This is a genomic window from Bacillus sp. LBA3-1-1.1 (assembly GCF_040676495.1).
GTDB lineage: Bacteria > Bacillota > Bacilli > Bacillales > Bacillaceae_G > Bacillus_A > Bacillus_A nitratireducens.
In genome coordinates, this window is sequence record NZ_JBEGIB010000004.1 from 174,722 (window position 1) to 195,778 (window position 21,057).

The following is a 21,057-nucleotide window of genomic DNA, read 5'->3' on the forward strand; positions in this document are numbered from 1 at the left end:
ACTTGTAATGGAGATAGTTTGTGAAGATTTTCAAAAGGCGTTATCGAAAATAAAATTGCTACGTGAAAACGCTAATATAATAGAAGAAACTGTTCAAAGAAGTGTAAGCGAAATCGTTCAAAATGTAAGGGAGAGTAAAGATGAGGCTGTATCTTTCTATACAAAAAAGTTCGATGGTGTGGAGGTTAAAGAGTTTCTTGTAAGTGAGGAAGAAATAAAACAAGCGCGTAGGTTTGTAGAGAATTCATTTTTAGATGCGTTAAAAGAGGCAAAGAAAAATATTATTTCGTATCATGAAAAGCAAAAAAGACAATCGATGTTCGATTGCACGAGTGAGGGCATCATTAGAGGACAAATCATTCGGCCTTTAGAAAATGTAGGGGTATATGTGCCTGGCGGAACTGCTTCGTATCCTTCATCAGTGTTGATGAATGTATTGCCAGCAAAAATCGCAGGCGTGAAAAAAATTGTAATGGTGACACCACCAAGGCAAGGAGGAATTGATCCACATATTTTAGTTGCTGCAAGCCTTGCAGGAGTAGATGAAATTTATGCGATAGGTGGTGCGCAAGCAATTGCTGCTTTAGCATACGGGACGGAATCGATTCCGAAAGTGGATAAAATAGTTGGACCAGGAAATTTGTACGTCGCTCTAGCGAAACGAGAAGTATACGGAATAGTAAATATCGATATGATTGCTGGACCATCAGAAATTGTAGTTATCGCTGATGAAACAGGAAATGCAAAATATATCGCTGCTGATTTATTATCACAAGCAGAGCATGACGTAAGAGCTACAGCAATTTGCATTACAACGAGTATAGAGTTAGCGAAAGAAGTAGAAAGAGAGATAGAAAGACAGCTAGCGACATTACCAAGAAGTGAAATCGCACGTGAATCGATAAATAGAAATGGAGCCATCTTTATCGTTCCTTCTTTAGAGGAGGCACTAAAGTTATCGAATGAAATCGCTCCAGAACATTTAGAGTTACATATAAAAGAGCCGATGAATACTCTAGCGTATGTGAAACATGCAGGATCTATCTTTCTTGGACCATATGCACCGGAACCGCTCGGTGATTATTTAGCAGGACCGAATCACGTGTTACCGACAAGTGGAACGGCAAGGTTTTTCTCACCGTTATCAGTCGATGATTTCGTGAAAAAATCAAGCTTTCTGTCTTATACGGAGGAAGCGTTAAGAGATGTACAACATCATATTGTAGAACTTGCAAATAAAGAAGGGTTACATGCGCATGCGAGAGCAATTCAAATAAGATTTGAGGAGGAAGAATAATGCGTGAGTCCAGTCAAATACGTGAGACGACAGAAACAAAAATAAAATTAAGTTTGCAGCTCGATGAAAGCAAAAATGTTTCTGTGCAAACGGGAGTTGGATTCTTTGATCATATGTTAACTTTATTTGCAAGGCATGGAAGATTCGGTTTGCAAGTGGAGGCGGAAGGCGATGTATTCGTTGATGCGCATCATACAGTTGAAGATGTTGGAATTGTACTTGGAACTTGCTTGAAAGAAGCGTTGCAAAATAAAGAGGGGATTAACCGCTACGGTTCAGCTTATGTACCGATGGATGAATCATTAGGATTTGTCGCGATTGATATAAGCGGACGCTCATATATTGTATTTCAAGGTGAATTAACAAATCCAAAGCTAGGAGATTTTGACACAGAGTTAACGGAAGAATTTTTTAGAGCGGTTGCCCATGCTGCCAATATTACATTACATGCTCGCATTTTATACGGAAGCAATACACATCACAAAATTGAAGCATTATTTAAAGCGTTTGGTAGAGCGCTTAGAGAAGCAGTCGAAAGAAATGCCAACATTATTGGTGTAAATTCAACGAAAGGGATGTTGTAATTGATTGCCATTATAGATTATGGAATGGGAAATATTCGTAGTGTAGAACAAGCATTAAAATATATTGGAGCAGAGTACATTGTAACGAGTGATAAAGAAGAGATTTTTAGAAGTGATGGAGTGATTTTACCAGGAGTAGGTGCATTTCCGAAAGCGATGGATGTATTGGAAGAAAAAGATTTGGTGCGTGTGTTAAAAGAAGTTGGGAGTTCAGGAAAACCGCTTCTAGGCATTTGCCTAGGAATGCAGCTTTTATTTGAAAAAAGTGAGGAGCTACAAGACTGTAACGGATTAAATTTATTGCCAGGTGTCATTAGAAAGTTAAAAGTTCCTTATAAAATTCCACATATGGGATGGAATGAGTTAAAGAAAGAGGGAGAAATAGCGCTTTGGAATGGAGTAGAGGACGGTTCTTTCGTATATTATGTCCACTCTTATTATGCAGATTGTTCAAATGAAATTGTGTATGGGGCAAGTGAGTATGGAGTGCAAGTACCTGGTTTTGTAGCAAAAGGAAATATATACGGCGCACAGTTTCATCCTGAAAAAAGTGGTGACATTGGAATGCAAATGTTGAAAAATTTCAAAGGGGTGGTAGAAGCATGGAAATCTTCCCAGCTATCGATTTAAAAGAAGGTCGATGCGTTAGACTTTATCAAGGGGAATTTAGTAAAGAAACAGTAATGAATGAAGACCCGGTTGCGCAAGCGCTCATATTTGAAAAGTTTGGAGCGAAAATACTACACATCGTTGATTTAGATGGTGCAATTGCTGGGGAGTCAGTGAATTTGCCCGTAATTGAAAGGATATGCAGGGCGGTACGTATTCCTGTGCAAGTTGGAGGAGGAGTTCGATCACTTGCGGCAGTAGAGAAGTTATTGTTAGTCGGTGTAGAAAAAGTAATTTTAGGAACAGCTGCTCTTTATGATAAGGCATTTTTAGAAGAAGCAGTTCGTCTATACAAAGAGAAAATCATAGTTGGAATTGACGCAAAAAATGGTTTTGTAGCAACGAGAGGCTGGCTTGATATGTCTGAAATTTCTTACATTGATTTAGCGAAGCAAATGGAGAATGTAGGTGTTCAAACGATTGTGTTTACAGACATTTCGAAAGACGGGACACTTGCAGGGCCAAATTTTGAGCAATTGGAGTTACTACAAAAAAGCGTGGGCATTCGTCTTATTGCTTCTGGAGGAGTGGCATCTATTCAAGATGTGAAAAAAATAAATGATATGAATATATACGGCGTCATAATTGGGAAGGCGCTTTACGAGAAAACGATTGATTTAGAAGAAGTGCTAGAGGTAACAAAGTTATGTTAGCGAAACGTATTATTCCATGTTTAGATGTGAAAGAGGGGCGAGTCGTAAAGGGCGTAAATTTTATAGGGTTACAAGACGTCGGTGATCCTGTTGAAATAGCTGCTTTATATAATGATGCGGGAGCAGATGAAATCGTATTTTTAGATATTACTGCGACGCATGAAGGACGAAAAACGATAATAGATGTTGTAGAAAAAACAGCTTCAAAAGTATTTATTCCGCTCACAGTTGGCGGAGGGATTTCAAGTGTTAAAGATATGTACAATTTACTAAGAGCTGGAGCAGATAAAGTTTCAATAAACTCAGCGGCAGTGAGAAATCCGAAGTTAGTCCAGGAAGGTGCAGAACATTTTGGCTCACAATGTATTGTTGTAGCAATTGATGCTAGAAAAGTAGAGGAAGATAAATGGAATGTATACGTGAACGGCGGAAGAGTCGATACAGGGATGGATGCAATCGAATGGGCAAAGCGCGTTGTCCAGCTAGGGGCAGGAGAAATTTTACTGACGAGTATGGATGCAGATGGAACAAAAAATGGATATGATCTTCGGTTAACAGAAGCAATTTCAAAAAATGTTTCCGTCCCAGTTATCGCATCTGGAGGATGTGGTCATGCGGATCACATTATAGAAGTCTTTCAAAAGACAACAGTTGATGCAGCACTTGCGGCATCCATCTTTCATTATGGTGAGGCGACAGTGCAGGACGTAAAGAGAAAACTAAGAGACGCAAACGTTGAGGTGCGGTTATGAAACCTAACTTTTCAAAAGGATTATTACCAGCAGTTGTAATTGAAGAAGGTACGAAAGAAGTTTTAATGCTAGCTTATATGAATAAAGAAGCGTATGAAAGAACGCTAGAAACGAAAAAAACATGGTTTTATTCCCGCTCGAGACAATCGTTATGGAATAAAGGAGAAACATCAGGTAATGTCCAATATGTTCAGTCACTTTATTTAGACTGTGATCAAGATTCAATCGTTGTTGTCGTAAAGCAAATAGGGCCTGCTTGCCATACGGGAGAAAAAACGTGTTTTCACTATAAAATTATATAGGGGGTACATATGGAAGATATCCTTAAGTTATTATTTGAAACAATTGAAGAACGAAAGAAAAATCCACTCTCTGAATCATATACGAACTATTTATTTTCAAAAGGTGAAGATAAAATTTTAAAGAAAATTGGTGAGGAGTGCACTGAAGTAATTATCGCGTCTAAAAATAATGATAAAGAAGAACTAGTAAAAGAAATGGTTGATGTGTTCTATCACTGTTTTGTTCTATTAGCTGAAAAAAATATTTCATTAGAAGATGTCATGCAAGAAGTGAAAGAAAGAAATGGAAAGCTTTCGAGAGTAGGAGATCGAAAAGAAATAGATACATTATAAGGAGGGAATATGGATGAAAGTGGACTATCACCTTCATTTAGAAGAAGGGCCTTATTCAATAGGCTGGCTTGCTAAAATAAATGATGCACTACAATATTATGAACCGCTTAAAGAAGAAAAACATTCTATGGAATGGCTTGTGAAAACACAAGAACGCCTGCAAAAACGTGTAAAGGAAGGCCCATTTACAGCGAAATGGATTGATTTATATTTAGAAGAGGCGTTGCGAAAAGGGATAAAAGAAGTTGGCATTGTCGATCATTTATATCGTTTTCACGAGGCGAAAGGATATTATGAAAAATATGTAGATATTAGTGATTCAAACCTCGGTCGTTTACAGAAGGAATGGCTAGACCAAGTAAGAGTAACGTCTCTTTATGATTTTACAAAGGCGATTGAAGAGGCAAAAGAACGGTGGAGTAAACGAGGGGTAACGCTCAAACTTGGAATTGAAGCGGATTATTTTATCGGCGGCGAACAAGAGTTAAAAGAGTTACTAGCATTAGGAGACTTTGATTATGTAATTGGTTCAGTCCATTTTATAGAGGGATGGGGATTTGATAATCCAGATACGAAAGAGTATTTTGGTAAGCATGAGTTACATACTCTATATCATAATTTTTTCGCTACAGTTGAAAGTGCCGTTCGTTCTGAACTCTTTGATATAATAGCTCATCTTGATAACATAAAAGTATTTAATTACCGGTTAGATGAGAATGAACAGCTTTCTTATTATAAGGAAATTGCACGTGCGTTAGTAGAAACGAATACCGCAACAGAAATAAATGCAGGATTGTATTATCGCTATCCTGTGCGCGAAATGTGTCCAAGTCCGCTTTATTTACAAGTGTTAGCTAACCATGGAGTTCCGATTACTCTCTCCTCAGATGCTCATTATCCAAATGATTTAGGAAACTATGTGGAAGAGAATATAAAAACATTACGTAATCATGATATTTCCCACATAGCTACCTTTACGAAACGAGTAAGAACGATGAAATTGCTTGAAGAAGAAGTAACAGTTTCAAAATAAAAAACGATTTTTTGATGAAAACCACCCTTTTTGTTCAAAATAAGAAAGAATAAAAAGGAGGGTAAGAAATGGCGAAACAACAAAATAAACAAAATGTACAAGGTGCACAGCAACAATCTTATACTTCTGAAACAACGAATACTGCTCAGTCAGTTATTGAGGAGCAAATTAGCGATACGGTTGCAGAGGGAACAATTGATGTGAAGCTTGGAAAAGAGTCGCAAGAAAAAGCGTAAAAAGAGGGGAGACTTGCATCTCCTCTTTTTTAATGGAAAAGTGTCGATTTTCAAAACTATAATCAAATTCCTTGGTTTTTATATGTGGATTTCTTACAATGAAATATAAGAGATATCTTATTTTTTATAGAAGAGGTGTTAGTAGTGGCAAAAATATTAGTAGCAGGGAAAATTCCAGCAATCGGATTAGAACTATTAAAGGATCATGATGTAGAAATGTATGATAAAGAAGAATTAATTTCTTTAGATGAATTAACAGAGCGTGTAAAAGATAAAGATGCATTGTTAAGTCTACTTTCTACAAAGGTGACGAAAGAAGTTATTGATGCGGCACCTCATTTAAAGATTGTTGCAAACTATGGTGCTGGTTACGATAATATTGATTTCATCTATGCAGGGGAAAAAGGAATTGCGGTAACGAATACACCGAAAGTATCAACTGAAGCGACAGCAGAATTAACATTTGCACTTCTTTTAGCAGCTGCACGTAGAATTCCTGAAGGTGATACGTTATGTCGTACAACTGGATTTAACGGATGGGCACCGTTATTCTTCTTGGGCCGCGAAGTACACGGTAAGACAATCGGAATTATTGGCCTTGGAGAAATCGGAAAGGCAGTTGCAAAGCGTGCGAAAGCATTTGGAATGAATGTTTTATATACAGGACCAAATCGAAAGCCTGAAGCTGAAAGTGAACTGGAAGCAACATACGTAACGTTGGAAGAATTATTACAAACAGCGGACTTTATTACAATTAACTGTGCTTATAATCCAAAATTACATCATATGATTGATGAAGAACAGTTTAAAATGATGAAGAAAACAGCGTATATTATAAATGCTTCACGTGGACCAATTATGCATGAATCAGCACTTGCTCATGCACTAAAAACGAATGAAATTGAAGGTGCAGCTCTTGACGTATTTGAATTTGAACCGAAAATTACAGAAGAGCTAAAAGGATTAAAGAATGTAGTACTTGCTCCTCACGTAGGAAATGCAACATTCGAAACTCGTGATGCGATGGCTGAAATGGCAGTGAGAAATATTTTAGCTGTATTAAACGATGAAGAACCTGTAACACCTGTAAATCAAAAATTATTAGTTACAAAATAAAAAGAAACCTTCCGTATTCGGAAGGTTTCTTTTTATTTTTCTTTATTCGTTTTTTTAGACGGTCTTTGTCTAATGAATTGAGATAGCATATACAAAATATATAGTGGAATAGCAATGAATAAGAAAACAGAAAAATTACCGAACCCTGTTTGATACATTGTGATAATGATCCCAATTAAAAATAATGTAATAATTATGCTATATCGTGGAATTGGTACATCTTTTAAACTTGGGATACGAATACGACTCACCATTAAAAATGCGAACGTTACAAATACTGTAATAAGAACGATTTTTGGAATGGTATGTGAAAATAATGTTAGGAAAGCGACAAGCCCTCCTGCTGCAGTAATCGGAACTCCAGTGAAATATTTCATAGAAGTCGATGATGGTGTTACATTAAATCGTGCTAAGCGATATGCTCCGAACAGTGGGAATAATCCCGCTATGTATAGTCCAATGATTCCATAGTTGGAGAAAGATGTGTAATACATTAACACAGCAGGTGCCGCGCCAAACGTTACAACATCTGCGAGTGAATCAAGCTCTTTTCCCATTTGTGAATCAACGCGTAATAAACGAGCAACACGACCGTCAAGACTATCTAACATCATCCCGATAAGTACTAAAATAGCAGCTGATTTATAATATCCTAAAGATGCATAGCCGATTGACAAAAATCCGCTATATAAATTTCCGAGCGTAAATAAGTTTGGAATAGCTGCTCTATACAAAATCTGATCCCTTGCTTTCTGTAATAAATTCTTAATTAGTGTATGAAAGTTTACTTATTTTATCATACCATAAATTTCTTCCTCATACGAAAGAAATTCCCAATTTGTGAAAGATTGTATAGAAGAGAAATTTGAAAAATAAGTAAAAAAATAGGAAGCAACTTTACAAAAGTTGCTTCCTACACTATTCAAATTTCGTTGTCATCGTTCCCGTTTTATATCGATTGTTAGGATCAAATCGTAATAAATCTCCATAAATGAGTTTGTCGGATAATTTTAATTCTGTTTTTGCTTTTTCAATATAAGGCTGACATAGTGTTAAATCAGCTTCTTCACCTGTGCTTCTTTTATAGCACATATTTTTTGTATAAACATAATCTTCCGAAACAAAACTGCCGTCCCGCATTACCATAAGAGGGTCTTTTTCTTTCGTAAATAAGTCTGTTCCAAATTCTACGGATTGATTTGTTTTAATACCAAGTAAATGAAGTAACGTTGGTTTAATATCAATTTGACCAGATACTTTAGAGATGACTTTTCCATCTTGGCCAGGCACATGAATAATGAGAGGGACGCGTTGTAATTGCATAGAATCAAACGGTGTAATAGCGTCTTTCCCAAGGAACTGAGCCATAGCTGCATTATGGTTTTCAGAAATGCCGTAATGATCACCATAAATGACAATAACGGAATTATCATACAGTCCTTCGTCTTTCAATTGTTTAATAAATAATTTAAGAGCTTCATCCGTGTAACGAACGGTTGGGAAGTAGCGATTTAAAACACCACTTTCGGAATTAAATTCATCAACATATTGATCTTCTGGATTTAGAAGAAATGGAAAATGGTTTGTTAACGTAATAAATTTTGTATAGAACGGTTGTGGTAAAGATTTTAACTTTGGAATAGATTGCTCAAAGAACTCTTTATCTTTTAATCCCCAACCGACAGACATTTGTTCCGTTCCTACGTAATCATTTAAATTAAAGTAACGATCATATCCAAGCGCAGGATACATTACATCACGATTCCAAAACGTTTTATCGTTTGAATGGAAGACAGCAGAAGAATATCCGTATTTCTTTAATTGTTCTGGTGTGGCAGTGTATTCATTTGTTGCATGAGTAAAGAATACAGAACCACGGTCTAATGGATAAAGGGAATTTTCAACGATAAATTCAGCATCAGAAGTTTTACCTTGTCCCGTTTGATGATAGAAGTTATCGAAATAAAAACTATCTTTAATAAACTCATTTAAAAATGGAGTAATCTCTTTTCCATTTATTTTTTTATTAATAACAAAACTTTGTGTAGATTCCATTGAAATTAAAATTACATTTTTACCCTTTGCAGCTCCAAATAAGTTTTTATCAACTTGTTTATCTTTTGAGTCTGTATAGTTTTTAATTTCAGAGAACCCGTCTCCACTTGCAAATACACGCTCAGCTGAAGACTTAGATTGAAGTGTAATATCAAATAGATGATATGTGTATAACCCTAAATTTTTCACGACAGTTTGACGATCAAATGAGCGTGAGAACATTTGTGGTTTATATATAATTGAAACAACAATTTGTAGTGCTAATAATGCTGTTACACCGCTAAAGAAAGTTCGCTTCTCAGAGCGAGAAAGTGGTGTTTTATCACCAAATGATGGGAATTTACGCGAAATAAACATTAAAATAATTGCGTCTGCAAATAAAAGTAATGTTTTATACGTAAAGAGCTCTTTTATACTCGTCCCTAAGTCAGCCATATTATTTGTTTGGAATAAAACAGGGAAAGTAACAAAATCGTTATAGAACCCGTAAAACATTGCATTTCCAAATAAAATAAATGACAGTATAAAACTAATTACAATAATAATTCGGTTTCGGTACTTAGATGCAAGTAAAGCGAAACCAAAAAATAAAAGTAACGAAGCTAGTGGATTAATAAAAAGCATAAATTCTTCAAAGAAGTTATCAATTCTAATATCAAATGCTAGCTTGTACACAATATATGTTTTTATCCATAATAAAACGACTGCAACTAGTGCAAATCGCAGTTTTGGAAACAGATTTTGTAGCATAATATACTCCTCTCCTAAAAGCATGACAGTTCTTGTGAGCCGACTTGATTAGCGCCTCATTTTATATATACGAACAGTCCTTTGTTATTATGTTTATTATACTATGAGTATCATTATACGAAAATAAAAGAGAGTTGTGGGCTTTTTTATAATAATTGAGTAGAAAAAGGGCAGTGGGAGACAATAAAACGGAGTTTCTATGTATGATAATTATCGTGCGCAGAAAGAATCGAGTAATAAAACGGAGGTTATAATGCGAAAATTATTATATTTTATAGTATGCAGTAGTGTTATACTTTTTTCCTCACCGAGTATGTCAGTAGCGCAATATGATGCATCCCTTATGGAAGATGCACTTTATTCTGTTTTATTTCCAAAAATAAATAAGGCAATTGAAAAACAATATGGGAGCTTGAAGCCTTATCAATGTCCTAAAATTATTAGTTTAAAAAAAGTGTATAGTGGTACATATTTATTTCAAGCGAGTATTGAAGTAACGAAGTATGAACGTGTTGCTGGGAAAATTGCTCCACCATTTGAGAAGGTAACAATTACTTTTAATAACGAAGAAGGCGAATGGGAAGTGACAAATATAGTGGTAAAGCGCTTACCAAATGATACGAAATTAAACTGTAAAAAAACAATTTAAAAAATTGTTTGACAAATAAAATGGTCCTTTGGTATTGTTAATAGCAACAATTAGATGTTTGAAAATTAAATAGACTTACCTCATCTACTCTCAAAGGTAGAGGCCGCGATAGGAAAGAGTAAGCTATGGGAGATTTAATGGAATCTGTGATCATAGGTTGAAAGGGACTATTGCCGAAATATAAGAATAACCACCTTATTCATATATTGGGACTACATTGAATAAATGTAGTACTGTCATAAGATTTATTTTATGGAGAGCTATTTGGAGATGTTGATGCGGTTTCTTATTTTGAGGAGATAACAACTCGTTTATTTTTTCAATATATATTTTTCCTAATAAGAAACGCGTGTGAACATTGTTCCGCGCGTTTTTTGTCTATCTAAAAGCGTGCTGCAATGAATAGAAGATTGGGGTTATGAGTTTTAGAGGAAATAAGGGAGGAATTCAAATGTATTTACACGGCACAAGCCGAATCAATGGGCAAGGACACTTAGAAATTGGTGGGTGCGATACGACGCAGCTAGCAAAACAATACGGAACACCACTTTATGTATACGATGAAGAGTCTATTCGAGGAAAGTGCCGCGCGTTTCATCGTGCTTTTAAAGAAAGTGGTTTCTCTTATCAAGTAGCATATGCAAGCAAGGCGTTCTTGTGCATGGAGATGTGCCGAGTAGCTCGTGAAGAGAATATGTCATTAGATGTTGTTTCAGGAGGGGAATTATATACTGCGCTTCAAGCAGGATTTCCAGCATCGCGCATTCATTTTCACGGCAATAATAAAACAGAAGAAGAGATCGTGATGGCTCTTCAGGCGAATATAGGTTGTTTTGTCGTAGATAATTTCTTGGAATTAGAAATCTTACATGATTTAGCAGTGCAACATGGAAAGTTTGTGAACATATTAATCCGTGTAACGCCAGGAGTAGAGGCACATACACACGAATATATAACAACAGGTCAAGAGGATTCGAAATTTGGATTTGGTGTTTCAAATGGTCAAGCGATGCAAGCAATTGAGCTAGCTTTGCAAAAATCAAATTATAATGTGCTAGGAATTCACTCGCACATCGGATCACAAATATTCGAAACGGCTGGTTTTGTTCGAGCAATTGAAGTACTACGTCAATTTTTAGAAGAAATGAGAGAGCGAACAAACTATGTAGTGAAAGTATTGAATGTAGGCGGAGGTTTCGGTATACGTTATACGGAGTCTGATACACCGTTAACACTTGAAACGTATGTGGAGGCTGTAACAAGTACGATAAGAGAGCAGTTTACAGTATGTGAATACCCGCTTCCAGAAATATGGATTGAACCAGGCCGTAGTATCGTAGGTGATGCTGGAACAACAATTTATACAGTCGGATCGGTGAAAGAGATTCCTGGTATTCGGAAATATGTTTCAGTCGATGGTGGGATGACAGATAATTTAAGACCGGCTCTATATGGAGCCCGTTATGAGGCGATGTTGGCGAATCGAGGGAATGATGAAAATGAAGAACTCGTTTCGATTGCTGGGAAATGCTGTGAAAGTGGAGATATGCTGATTTGGGATATTAACTTACCGCAAGTTGCTTCTTCTGATTTACTAGCAATTTCTTGTACGGGGGCATATGGGTACTCGATGGCGAATAATTATAATCGTATTCGTAGACCAGCTGTCGTCTTTGCAAAAGGCGGGACGTCACAAATTGTCGTAGAACGTGAAACATATGAAAATATCATTGGGAACGATCGCATACGTATTAAAGAGCTGGTGTGAATGAGAAAGAAGGAGTTGTCTAGTAAAGGCAACTCCTTTTAAAAAAATAAAAATAATTAAATATATCGGAAAACTAGGATTGAAAAAAATCAGAATTGTGATAAAATACAAATACAAAGCTTATCAAGAGAAGCTGAGGGAACTGGCCCTACGAAGCTCGGCAACCTGCTTATAGAAAGCAAGGTGCTAAATCCAGCAAAATGGAGTCCATTTTGAAAGATAAGGTAAAATATATTACCGAACAGTCTTTTCGAAATGGGAAAGATTTTTTTTATGAATAAAAAGGGGGGCTGTTCGCGTGAGTGTACGGGAACATTTTGATGAAGTATCTGAGAAAATTCAAGCGATGCTTGCTGATATGAAATATGGCTCAATTACAATTGTTGTGCAAGATGGAAAAGTGATTCAATTAGAAAAAAGTGAAAAAGTACGTTTAAAGTAAAAAGCGCTGACTAGAAAAACTAGAGGCGGTTTTAATCTATTTTTAATAGGTTAAAGCCGTCTTTTTGCTTTTACAGGGGGAAAAAATATGTTGACGTACGAAACGTGGAAAGAAAATAGTGTTTCATTTTCTGAAGAAGATGAAACGAAAGGCGCTCTGTCAGTATTAAGTTGGGCTTATAAAGAGTATAAGGATGAGATTGTATACGCATGTAGCTTTGGAGTAGAAGGTATGGTATTACTGCACCTTATAAACCAAGTAAATCCATCTGCTAAAGTTGTATTTTTGGATACAAATGTTCATTTTCAAGAAACGTATGAATTAATTCAAAAAGTGCGAGAACGATTTCCTTCATTAAATATTATGGAAAAACAGCCGGAACTTACACTTGATGAACAAGCGAAGTTGCATGGTGAGAAGTTATGGGAAAGTAATCCGAATCTTTGTTGTAAGATTAGAAAAATTTTACCGTTAGAAAAATCATTAGCAGCGGAAAAAGCGTGGATATCGGGCTTAAGAAGGGAACAATCAGAAACGCGTAAGCATACAAAGTTTATAAATCAAGATCATCGCTTTCAATCTATTAAAGTTTGTCCACTTATTCATTGGACGTGGAAAGAAGTGTGGCGATATGTATACAAACATAGTTTGCCATATAATCCATTACATGATGTTGGATATCCAAGTATTGGGTGTGAGAAATGTACATTACCTGTAGGTGATGGTGGCGACTCAAGAGATGGAAGATGGGCTGGGAAAATGAAGACGGAATGTGGCCTCCACTTTCAATGAGATAGATTTTGAAATAAAGCTAAGAAGGGATATAAGAAGATGAGTACAACAAATGAATTAGTAAACCGCATTGATGAAACATATGACATATCGAACATTGTAAAGGAAATCGAGATAGACAAAATTGCACTTAGTGATTTAGAACTTTTGGCGACAGGAGGATATAGCCCTCTTACAGGATTTTTAGGGAAGAGAGATTATGATTCAGTAGTAGAAACGCTTCGTTTAGCAAATGGTAGCGTATGGAGTATACCGATTACACTACCGGTAACAGAAGAAGTGGCAAAAAGTCTGAAAGCCGGAGAAGAAGTAAAACTTGTCAACGCTGGAAATGTATATGGTGTTATTCAAATAGAAGATATTTTTGTGCCTGATAAGGAAAAAGAAGCGTTACTTGTGTATAAAACTACGGATGAGGCTCATCCAGGAGTAAAAAAATTATATGAACGACCAAACGTTTACGTTGGAGGAGCTATTATTCTTACAAAACGCTTTGGAAATAATCCGTTTCCTTCTTATCATTTAGATCCAATTGAAACGAGAGAAGAATTTAAAAAACGTGGTTGGAAAACAGTAGTCGGATTTCAAACGAGAAACCCGGTACATCGTGCCCATGAATATATTCAAAAGTCTGCTCTTGAAATTGTAGATGGTCTCTTTTTAAATCCGCTCGTTGGGGAAACAAAGTCAGATGATATTCCTGCTGATGTAAGGATGGAAAGCTACGAAGTATTGCTCCAAAACTATTATCCGAAAAATCGTGTCTTTTTAGGTGTATTTCCTGCAGCGATGCGTTACGCAGGACCAAGGGAAGCGATATTTCATGCACTAGTAAGAAAGAACTTTGGTTGTACCCACTTTATTGTAGGGCGCGATCATGCAGGAGTAGGAGATTATTATGGGACTTATGAAGCACAAGAAATTTTTACGAACTTTACAGTAGAAGAGTTAGGAATTACGCCGCTATTTTTTGAACATAGTTTTTACTGCACGAAATGTGAAGCGATGGCTTCAACGAAAACGTGTCCGCATGGAAAAGAAGACCGTGTCATCTTATCAGGTACGAAAGTACGAGAAATGTTAAGGAATGGTGAGATTCCGCCAAGTACATTTAGTCGTAAAGAAGTAGTGGAAGTGCTAATTAAAGGTCTGAAAAAAGAAGTAGTAACAGAATAGGGAGAGAATGAGATGGATACGAATATTACTTGGCATACAGCTTCTGTTTCAAAAGATGAGAGAAGAGTGAAGAATGGGCATCACAGTTTTGTAGTTTGGTTTACTGGTTTATCAGCTTCGGGTAAATCTACAGTAGCGAATGCGGTTGCTCGTAAACTGTTTGAAAAGAATATCGGAAATTATGTACTAGATGGGGATAATATTCGCCAAGGTTTAAATAAAGATTTAGGTTTTTCTGAAAGTGATCGTATGGAAAATATAAGACGTATTGGTGAAGTGGCGAAGCTATTTGTAGATCAAGGAACTGTTGTCCTTACAGCGTTTATTTCACCATTTCGAGTAGACCGAAAACAAGTTAGAGACCTTTTGATAGCGGATGAGTTTATAGAAGTGTTTGTAAAATGTCCAATTGAAGAGTGTGAGAAACGCGATCCGAAAGGACTTTATAAAAAGGCGAGAAAAGGTGATATTAAAGAGTTTACAGGTATCGATTCGCCGTATGAGGAACCAAAACAAGCAGAATTAATTGTAGAAACGCACAAGTATTCTATTGAAGAATGTGCAGAACAAATTGTGAAGTACTTACAAGAGCGTAGTTTCATATAGGGGGATAAAAGATGAGTTATGAAAAAGTGTGGGCTAATAATGAAAAATTAAATCAAACAGAGAAAAAGAAATTAGAGAAAGACGGATTAGAAATCTTTAATGATATTCCTTACTATGCGGAGAATGGATTTGAATCTATTCCGAAAGAAGAGTGGGACGCTTTTAAATGGGCGGGATTGTATTTGCAAAGACCAAAAGAAGCGGGCTATTTTATGATGCGTGTCAACATTCCTTCTGGAATTATTACAAATGCGCAGGCAGAGGTGCTGGCTTCCATTGCTAAAGATTATGGGCGTGATGTGTTAGATATTACGACAAGACAGGCGATTCAGTTTCATTGGTTAGAAATTGGGCAAATTCCGGATATTTTTAAGAGGTTAGCTAGAGTTGGTTTATCTTCAGCAGGGGCATGCGGTGATATTACGCGTAATATTACAGGAAATCCACTTGCTGGAATTGATGGAAATGAACTATTTGATACAACATCGATTGTTAAAGAAATATACGATTACTTCCAACATAATGAAGAGTTTTCTAATCTACCACGTAAATTCAAAATGTCTATTAGTTCTAACATTTATAATTCAGCAAATGCAGAGATTAACTGTGTGGCGTTTACACCTGCTACGAAAGAAATAAATGGTGAGAAAAAGGTTGGGTTTCATATAAAAATAGGCGGAGGATTATCAGCTCGTCCATACTTAGCGGAAGAATTAGATATATTCGTTTTACCAGAAGAAGTAAAGGGGATAGCAATTGCAATTGCTACTATATTCCGTGATTTTGGATATCGTGAAAAGCGTCATTTAGCACGTTTGAAATTTCTTGTTGCTGACTGGGGTGCGGAGAAATTTAAAGAGAAACTAATAGAGTATACAGGGCCATTGCAAAGTAAAGGGGAAAGTGCACTCAAAGGATGGAATGCAGGATACTTTTATGGCGTCCAAGATCAAAAACAAGAAGGGTTAAAATATGTCGGTTTTAATGTACCGGTAGGGCGTTTACATGCAGAAGAAATGTTTGAGATTGCTAGAATTGCAAAGCAATATGGAAACGGGCAAATTCGTACTTGTAACTCACAAAACTTCATTATTCCGAATGTTCCGCCAGAAAATGTTGCAGGATTATTAAGTGAACCGTTGTTTGAAGCAATTTCAGCAAATCCGAAATCGTTTATCGGTCATGCGGTTTCATGTACTGGTATTGAGTATTGCAATCTTGCGTTAGTAGAAACGAAAGAAAGATTACGCAAAATCGCAGAGTACTTAGATACACAAATTGCACTCGATGTTCCAGTTCGAATTCATATGGTAGGATGCCCGAACTCATGTGGTCAACGTCAAATTGCTGATATTGGTTTGCAAGGGATAAAACTGAAAACGAAGGAAAAGGGAATCGTTGAGGCGTTTGAAATATATGTGGGTGGAACGCTATTAGACGGAGGAGCATATAACGAAAAGTTAAAAGGGAAAATAGATGGAGAAGATTTGCCTGATGTTCTCGTATCATTTTTGAATTATTTCCAAAAGAATAAACTACTAGCCGAAACGTTTTATGATTTCGTAGGACGTGTTGGAGTGGAAGAATTACAAATTGTACTAAATCGTGTATTAGAAGAAGTAATAGCGTCTTAGGAGGGACAATATGGATTTATACCGATTTGAAGCTGTATTAGCGAATAGTGTTGTTCCAATAGTCGTTGTTGCTCAAAGTGAAGAACAAGCATTTAAGCTTGCGGAGATAGAACTTGAAAAACATTTTTTACCGTTACCAGAAGTGAAAGAGATTTCTTTGTTTGAAAAAAAGAAGATTCGAAAAGGGGCGGCATTTGTTATTCATGAGTAGAGAACATGTAATACGAAATAATAGTAACTTCCATTCGTGATGAAGAGTGGAAGTTTCATTTTATAGTAGAAATGAGGAGAGATGATGGGGAAGGTTTATATCGTTGGGGCGGGTCCTGGTGATCCGGATTTAATTACTGTTAAAGGGTTGAGATGCATCGAGAAGGCGGATGTTATTTTGTACGATCGTCTCGTAAATAAAGAATTGCTTTCTTATGCAAAGCCTGAAGCAGATTTAATTTATTGCGGGAAGCTCCCAAATTATCACACGATGAAGCAAGAGACAATTAACACATTTCTTATTAAATATGCGAAAAAAGGAAAAGTTGTAACGAGGCTTAAGGGCGGAGATCCATTTGTATTTGGAAGAGGTGGAGAAGAAGCTGAAGCGTTAGCGAAGCAAAGTATCCCATTTGAAATTATTCCTGGTATTTCAGCTGGTATAGCTGCTCCTGCTTACGCTGGAATTCCAGTAACGCACCGCGATGCAAGTGCAAGTTTCGCTATTGTGACAGGGCATCGGAAAGAAGATGCTGAAGAGGAAGTGAAGTGGGAAAGTTTAGCGAAAGGTGTGGATACATTAGCGGTCTATATGGGGGTTAGTAATTTACCTTATATATGTGAACAACTTATAAAACATGGAAAAGATCAAAGTACACCTGCAGCTATCATTGAGTGGGGGACGACATCTATGCAGCGTACTGTTACAGGGACGTTAGGAACAATTATAGATGTTGCTAAAAAAGAAAAAATTCAAAATCCAAGTATGATTATTATTGGAGAAGTTGTCCGTTTTAGAGAAAAGATACATTGGTTTGAGAAACAAGTGGAAAATGCATATCCAGTAAGCGGAGTATTGTAAAATGAAGGCTGTCTTGTATATATGTCATGGAAGCCGTTTGAAAGCAGCAAAAGAAGAAGCGGTTGCATTTATTACGTCATGTATGAACCGTGTAGAGGCAAATATTCAAGAAGTTTGTTTTTTAGAGCTAGCGAGTCCTTCTATTGAAGAAGGATTTCGTACATGTGTGAAGCGTGGTGCTACAGAGATTGTCGCTATTCCTGTTTTTTTATTAGCGGCAGGACATGTAAAGAAAGATATTCCGTTTGAATTACGAAAGTTAAACGAGGAATATCCGGATATCAAAATAGTGTATGGTAATCCATTTGGTGTATCAGAAGTGCTTGTAAAAGCGGTATATAACGGAAGTGGCATTAAAGACTATGAAGAAGAAGTAACACTTTTGCTCGTTGCAAGAGGGAGCAGTGATCCGGAAACTTTACAAGACATGAAGTGGATCTCTTCTTTATTTCAAAAAGAAGAGAACATTAAAGAGGTGGAAATTTGTTATTTAGCAGCTGCGGAGCCAAAGTTTGAGAAGAAGTTGAGGGAAGTTGTAGAACGAAAAGAAAAGAGCATTGTTGTACTACCTTATTTATTGTTTACAGGCTTACTTATGAAACATGTTGAGAAAGAAGTGCGTCAATATGAGTTGGAAGAGATAAAAATAAGTCCATATTTAGGGAAGAATGAAGCGTTTCGAGAGATGTTAATTCAGAAAACAGAGGGAATATTGGAGGGAGAACAATATGTATCCACTTACAGTGCGAGTTGATAAGAAACGTGTGGTTGTCATTGGTGGAGGGAAAGTAGCAGGGTTTAAAATTGTTCCCTTACTAAAACAAGGTGCGGATATAATTGTGATAAGTACAGAATTAGATGCGAATTTAGTAAAACTTGTAGAAGAAAAGCAAATTCGTTGGTATCAAAGGGAGTATGAGAAAAGTGATATCGACGATGTTTTTTTAGTAGTTGCAGCGACTAGCGATTCGGTACTAAATGAACAAATTGCTGAAGATGCCTCGGCAAATCAATTGGTAAATGTTATTACGAATCCGGAAAGTGGAAATGTTCATTTCCCGGCGGCAATTCATCGCGGATTGCTTAATGTAGCTGTTTCTACTGGAGGGGCTAGTCCGAAACTTGCAAAAAAAATTCGTGATGATATTGCAAATAAATATGATGAGAACTATGAATCATATCTTGATTTTTTATATGAAGTTAGAATAAAAGTGAAAGAATTACAAGTAGAGAAAAGGCAGAAAAATATATTATTGCAAGAAGTATTAAAGTCGATATATGTTCAAAATGAACAAAAAAGAGAAATTTTTTTACAAGAATTAGAGAGGGAACTTCATGTAGGATAGTGAATGAATTGTGCTTTACAAATATAAAAATATAATTTATAATCACTAGTAACTTCAATAGATGAAATCGATGAGCAAGAAGAGTACGTATATTTGAGGCGTTCAGAGAGCTGGGGTAAGGTGTGAGCCCGGTACGATAAAATATACAGAATGGGCTTGCGAGAGGTATGCTGAACATTGCAGTAGGCAACCCGGGTTCCGCCGTTAAAAGGATAGAGTATCGGAATTTTTCCTGTACTTGAACAAGTGGGATTTATTGATCCAATTGAGGTGGTACCACGGTATTTATATTACATATATCGTCCTCTACATGCATATTTGCGTGTAGGGGACTTTTTTATTTTCTGAAGGAGGTGTGCGAGTATGAAATGAAAGTGTATAATTAACAAAAGTTTAAATATTCAGAAAAGGGGAATTTATGATGAAAGAAACACAGCAATGGACGTCGAAAATTGGCTTTGTACTCGCAGCAGCCGGAGCCGCAGTAGGTCTTGGTGCAATATGGAAGTTTCCATATGTTGCAGGTAATGGAGGGGGAGGCGCATTCTTCCTTGTATTCTTACTATTAACTTTATTTATTGGTATGCCTCTACTTTTAGCCGAATTTGTTATTGGCCGTAGTACCCAAAAAGAGGCAGTTACAGCTTATAAAGTATTAGTACCGAATAGCAAGTTATATCCTTGGATTGGTCGTATGGGGGTTGTTACTTGTTTTAGCGTACTATCTTTTTATAGTGTTGTAGGTGGATGGATTTTACTTTATTTATATTATAGTGTTACAGGTAGTTTCTGGAACGGAGTAGTCGATTATGGGAAATTGTTTGGTGAAACAATTTCAAATCCAGTAAGTGCGATTGGGGCACAATTCATCTTTATGCTTTGTACCATTTTTGTTGTTAGTAAAGGTGTAGAAAAAGGTATAGAAAAAGCAAGTAAGTACATGATGCCGCTATTATTCATTTTATTTATTGCTATCATTATTCGTGCGTTAACACTTGATGGTGCTATGGCTGGGGTAGAGTTCTTCTTAAAACCAGACTTTTCAAAACTTACAGCAGATACGATTTTATATGCGATGGGACAATCTTTCTTCTCGCTAACGGTAGGTGCCTCGGTAATGGTAACGTATAGTTCGTATTTAAAGAAAGAAGAGCATTTAGCTAAATCAGCAACATCTATTGTAAGTTTAACTGTATTTATTACAGTACTTGCAGGGTTAGCGATTTTCCCAGCGATTTTCGCATTAGGAGTTAAACCGACAGAAGGACCAGGACTACTGTTTATCGTTCTTCCTGCTGTCTTTGCAAAAATTCCATTTGGACAATTTTTCTTCATTATGTTTTTAGTTTTATTCTTCTTTGCGACTTTAACATCTGCGATTTCAATGCTTGAAATTGTAGTAGCATCTGTTGCGAAAGATAATGAGAAGAAGCGTCCATCAGCTTCGTTATTAATTGGTATTCTTATTTTTGCAGTTGGAATTCCATCAGCGTTATCGTTTGGAATTATGAGTGATGTGAAAATATTTGGTAAGACATTCTTTGATTTCGTCGATTTTTCGGTAAGTAATGTATTACTGCCACTCGGAGTACTAGCCATTTCGCTATTTGTACCAAATAAAATGAGTAAAGAGTTATTAATGAAAGAATTAGAAGTTACGGAAACGAAAGGGAAAACATTGTTTAATATTTGGTTCTTCTTGCTTCGTTATGTTATTCCGGTAACTGTAATTATAGTATTTTTAAATGCGATAGGCGTATTTAAAATGTTTGCATAATAAAAAGACGGAGAA

24 protein-coding genes, 2 riboswitches and 1 other annotated feature are annotated in these 21,057 nt (G+C 36.4%); of the genes, 22 read left to right on the forward strand and 2 right to left on the reverse strand.

Translation table 11 applies throughout. The annotated features are described in order from the left end of the window. Positions 1-7 precede the first annotated feature (7 nt). The 10 genes from hisD (at position 8) to MRBLBA3_RS05600 (ending at position 6,975) form a co-directional block, all read left to right on the forward strand. Entirely contained in the window at positions 8-1,297 is a 1,290-nt protein-coding gene (gene hisD / locus MRBLBA3_RS05555) for a histidinol dehydrogenase (RefSeq protein WP_000406986.1), read from the forward strand. Continuing rightward, the gene (hisB, locus tag MRBLBA3_RS05560; RefSeq protein ID WP_363380117.1) at positions 1,297-1,881 is read left to right on the forward strand and encodes an imidazoleglycerol-phosphate dehydratase HisB; all 585 of its coding nucleotides are present in this window, start codon (positions 1,297-1,299) and stop codon (positions 1,879-1,881) included. Before hisD ends, hisB begins: the two co-directional genes overlap by 1 nt. Beyond that, positions 1,882-2,511 carry an imidazole glycerol phosphate synthase subunit HisH gene (gene hisH / locus MRBLBA3_RS05565; protein WP_000560351.1) on the forward strand — a complete coding sequence of 210 codons (630 nt, stop codon included), beginning with the start codon at positions 1,882-1,884 and terminating at the stop codon, positions 2,509-2,511. Continuing rightward, positions 2,484-3,203, forward strand: coding sequence for a 1-(5-phosphoribosyl)-5-[(5-phosphoribosylamino)methylideneamino]imidazole-4-carboxamide isomerase (gene hisA / locus MRBLBA3_RS05570; RefSeq protein ID WP_363380121.1), 720 nt, complete (start codon positions 2,484-2,486; stop codon positions 3,201-3,203). The genes hisH and hisA overlap by 28 nt, the downstream gene beginning before the upstream one ends. Further along, positions 3,197-3,955 (forward strand): imidazoleglycerol phosphate synthase cyclase subunit, encoded by a 759-nt coding sequence (gene hisF / locus MRBLBA3_RS05575; RefSeq protein ID WP_000880091.1) that lies wholly within the window; start codon positions 3,197-3,199, stop codon positions 3,953-3,955. Before hisA ends, hisF begins: the two co-directional genes overlap by 7 nt. Further along, positions 3,952-4,257, forward strand: coding sequence for a phosphoribosyl-AMP cyclohydrolase (hisI, locus tag MRBLBA3_RS05580; RefSeq protein WP_000803985.1), 306 nt, complete (start codon positions 3,952-3,954; stop codon positions 4,255-4,257). Before hisF ends, hisI begins: the two co-directional genes overlap by 4 nt. Positions 4,258-4,266: 9 nt before the next feature. Beyond that, positions 4,267-4,590 carry a phosphoribosyl-ATP diphosphatase gene (gene hisE, locus MRBLBA3_RS05585; RefSeq protein ID WP_000389488.1) on the forward strand — a complete coding sequence of 108 codons (324 nt, stop codon included), beginning with the start codon at positions 4,267-4,269 and terminating at the stop codon, positions 4,588-4,590. Positions 4,591-4,603: 13 nt separating this feature from the next. Further along, positions 4,604-5,623, forward strand: a complete 1,020-nt coding sequence (locus MRBLBA3_RS05590) for a histidinol phosphate phosphatase domain-containing protein (protein WP_000861832.1) — start codon at positions 4,604-4,606, stop codon at positions 5,621-5,623. A 68-nt stretch (positions 5,624-5,691) separates the two neighbouring features. Next, complete coding sequence (locus MRBLBA3_RS05595; RefSeq protein ID WP_001118885.1) at positions 5,692-5,859, forward strand: DUF4025 domain-containing protein; 168 nt, start codon at positions 5,692-5,694, stop codon at positions 5,857-5,859. A gap of 144 nt (positions 5,860-6,003) precedes the next feature. Then, positions 6,004-6,975: an NAD(P)-dependent oxidoreductase gene (locus MRBLBA3_RS05600; protein ID WP_001062819.1), complete on the forward strand. Its 972-nt coding sequence runs from the start codon at positions 6,004-6,006 to the stop codon at positions 6,973-6,975. Positions 6,976-7,007: 32 nt separating this feature from the next. On the opposite strand, the gene pssA is transcribed toward MRBLBA3_RS05600, so the two are convergent. Next, positions 7,008-7,709: a CDP-diacylglycerol--serine O-phosphatidyltransferase gene (gene pssA / locus MRBLBA3_RS05605; protein ID WP_000285415.1), complete on the reverse strand. Its 702-nt coding sequence runs from the start codon at positions 7,707-7,709 to the stop codon at positions 7,008-7,010. A 184-nt stretch (positions 7,710-7,893) separates the two neighbouring features. After that, entirely contained in the window at positions 7,894-9,780 is a 1,887-nt protein-coding gene (locus MRBLBA3_RS05610) for an LTA synthase family protein (RefSeq protein WP_363380127.1), read from the reverse strand. Positions 9,781-10,033: 253 nt separating this feature from the next. Here MRBLBA3_RS05610 and MRBLBA3_RS05615 point away from each other — a divergent pair, with 253 nt between their 5' ends. From MRBLBA3_RS05615 to MRBLBA3_RS05670, 12 genes are all read left to right on the forward strand, one after another. After that, complete coding sequence (locus MRBLBA3_RS05615; RefSeq protein WP_363380130.1) at positions 10,034-10,429, forward strand: DUF3888 domain-containing protein; 396 nt, start codon at positions 10,034-10,036, stop codon at positions 10,427-10,429. A gap of 89 nt (positions 10,430-10,518) precedes the next feature. Then, a riboswitch (Lysine riboswitch) is annotated at positions 10,519-10,700 on the forward strand. Positions 10,701-10,880: 180 nt separating this feature from the next. Beyond that, the gene (gene lysA / locus MRBLBA3_RS05620) at positions 10,881-12,197 is read left to right on the forward strand and encodes a diaminopimelate decarboxylase (RefSeq protein ID WP_000280663.1); all 1,317 of its coding nucleotides are present in this window, start codon (positions 10,881-10,883) and stop codon (positions 12,195-12,197) included. Between the two features lie 117 nt (positions 12,198-12,314). After that, a riboswitch (SAM riboswitch) is annotated at positions 12,315-12,423 on the forward strand. 72 nt (positions 12,424-12,495) lie between these two features. Then, the gene (locus MRBLBA3_RS05625; protein ID WP_000116159.1) at positions 12,496-12,639 is read left to right on the forward strand and encodes a YezD family protein; all 144 of its coding nucleotides are present in this window, start codon (positions 12,496-12,498) and stop codon (positions 12,637-12,639) included. 87 nt (positions 12,640-12,726) lie between these two features. Further along, positions 12,727-13,431, forward strand: a complete 705-nt coding sequence (locus MRBLBA3_RS05630) for a phosphoadenylyl-sulfate reductase (protein WP_000959024.1) — start codon at positions 12,727-12,729, stop codon at positions 13,429-13,431. 39 nt (positions 13,432-13,470) lie between these two features. Further along, a complete protein-coding gene (gene sat / locus MRBLBA3_RS05635) occupies positions 13,471-14,607 on the forward strand; it encodes a sulfate adenylyltransferase (RefSeq protein ID WP_000108317.1) in 1,137 nt (378 codons plus the stop codon). Positions 14,608-14,619: 12 nt separating this feature from the next. Beyond that, on the forward strand, positions 14,620-15,213 hold the full coding sequence (gene cysC, locus MRBLBA3_RS05640; protein WP_000380514.1) for an adenylyl-sulfate kinase: 594 nt from the start codon (positions 14,620-14,622) through the stop codon (positions 15,211-15,213). A gap of 11 nt (positions 15,214-15,224) precedes the next feature. Then, positions 15,225-16,847: a nitrite/sulfite reductase gene (locus tag MRBLBA3_RS05645; RefSeq protein WP_000119597.1), complete on the forward strand. Its 1,623-nt coding sequence runs from the start codon at positions 15,225-15,227 to the stop codon at positions 16,845-16,847. A 10-nt stretch (positions 16,848-16,857) separates the two neighbouring features. Continuing rightward, positions 16,858-17,058 (forward strand): DUF3906 family protein, encoded by a 201-nt coding sequence (locus MRBLBA3_RS05650; RefSeq protein WP_000366907.1) that lies wholly within the window; start codon positions 16,858-16,860, stop codon positions 17,056-17,058. A gap of 84 nt (positions 17,059-17,142) precedes the next feature. Then, complete coding sequence (gene cobA / locus MRBLBA3_RS05655) at positions 17,143-17,919, forward strand: uroporphyrinogen-III C-methyltransferase (protein WP_000521288.1); 777 nt, start codon at positions 17,143-17,145, stop codon at positions 17,917-17,919. A 1-nt stretch (position 17,920) separates the two neighbouring features. After that, the gene (locus MRBLBA3_RS05660; RefSeq protein ID WP_363380137.1) at positions 17,921-18,673 is read left to right on the forward strand and encodes a sirohydrochlorin chelatase; all 753 of its coding nucleotides are present in this window, start codon (positions 17,921-17,923) and stop codon (positions 18,671-18,673) included. Beyond that, the gene (locus tag MRBLBA3_RS05665; RefSeq protein ID WP_000283329.1) at positions 18,648-19,265 is read left to right on the forward strand and encodes an NAD(P)-binding protein; all 618 of its coding nucleotides are present in this window, start codon (positions 18,648-18,650) and stop codon (positions 19,263-19,265) included. Before MRBLBA3_RS05660 ends, MRBLBA3_RS05665 begins: the two co-directional genes overlap by 26 nt. A gap of 61 nt (positions 19,266-19,326) precedes the next feature. After that, positions 19,327-19,575: a binding site (T-box leader), on the forward strand. Between the two features lie 111 nt (positions 19,576-19,686). Then, entirely contained in the window at positions 19,687-21,042 is a 1,356-nt protein-coding gene (locus MRBLBA3_RS05670) for a sodium-dependent transporter (RefSeq protein ID WP_000665450.1), read from the forward strand. Positions 21,043-21,057: the final 15 nt, after the last annotated feature.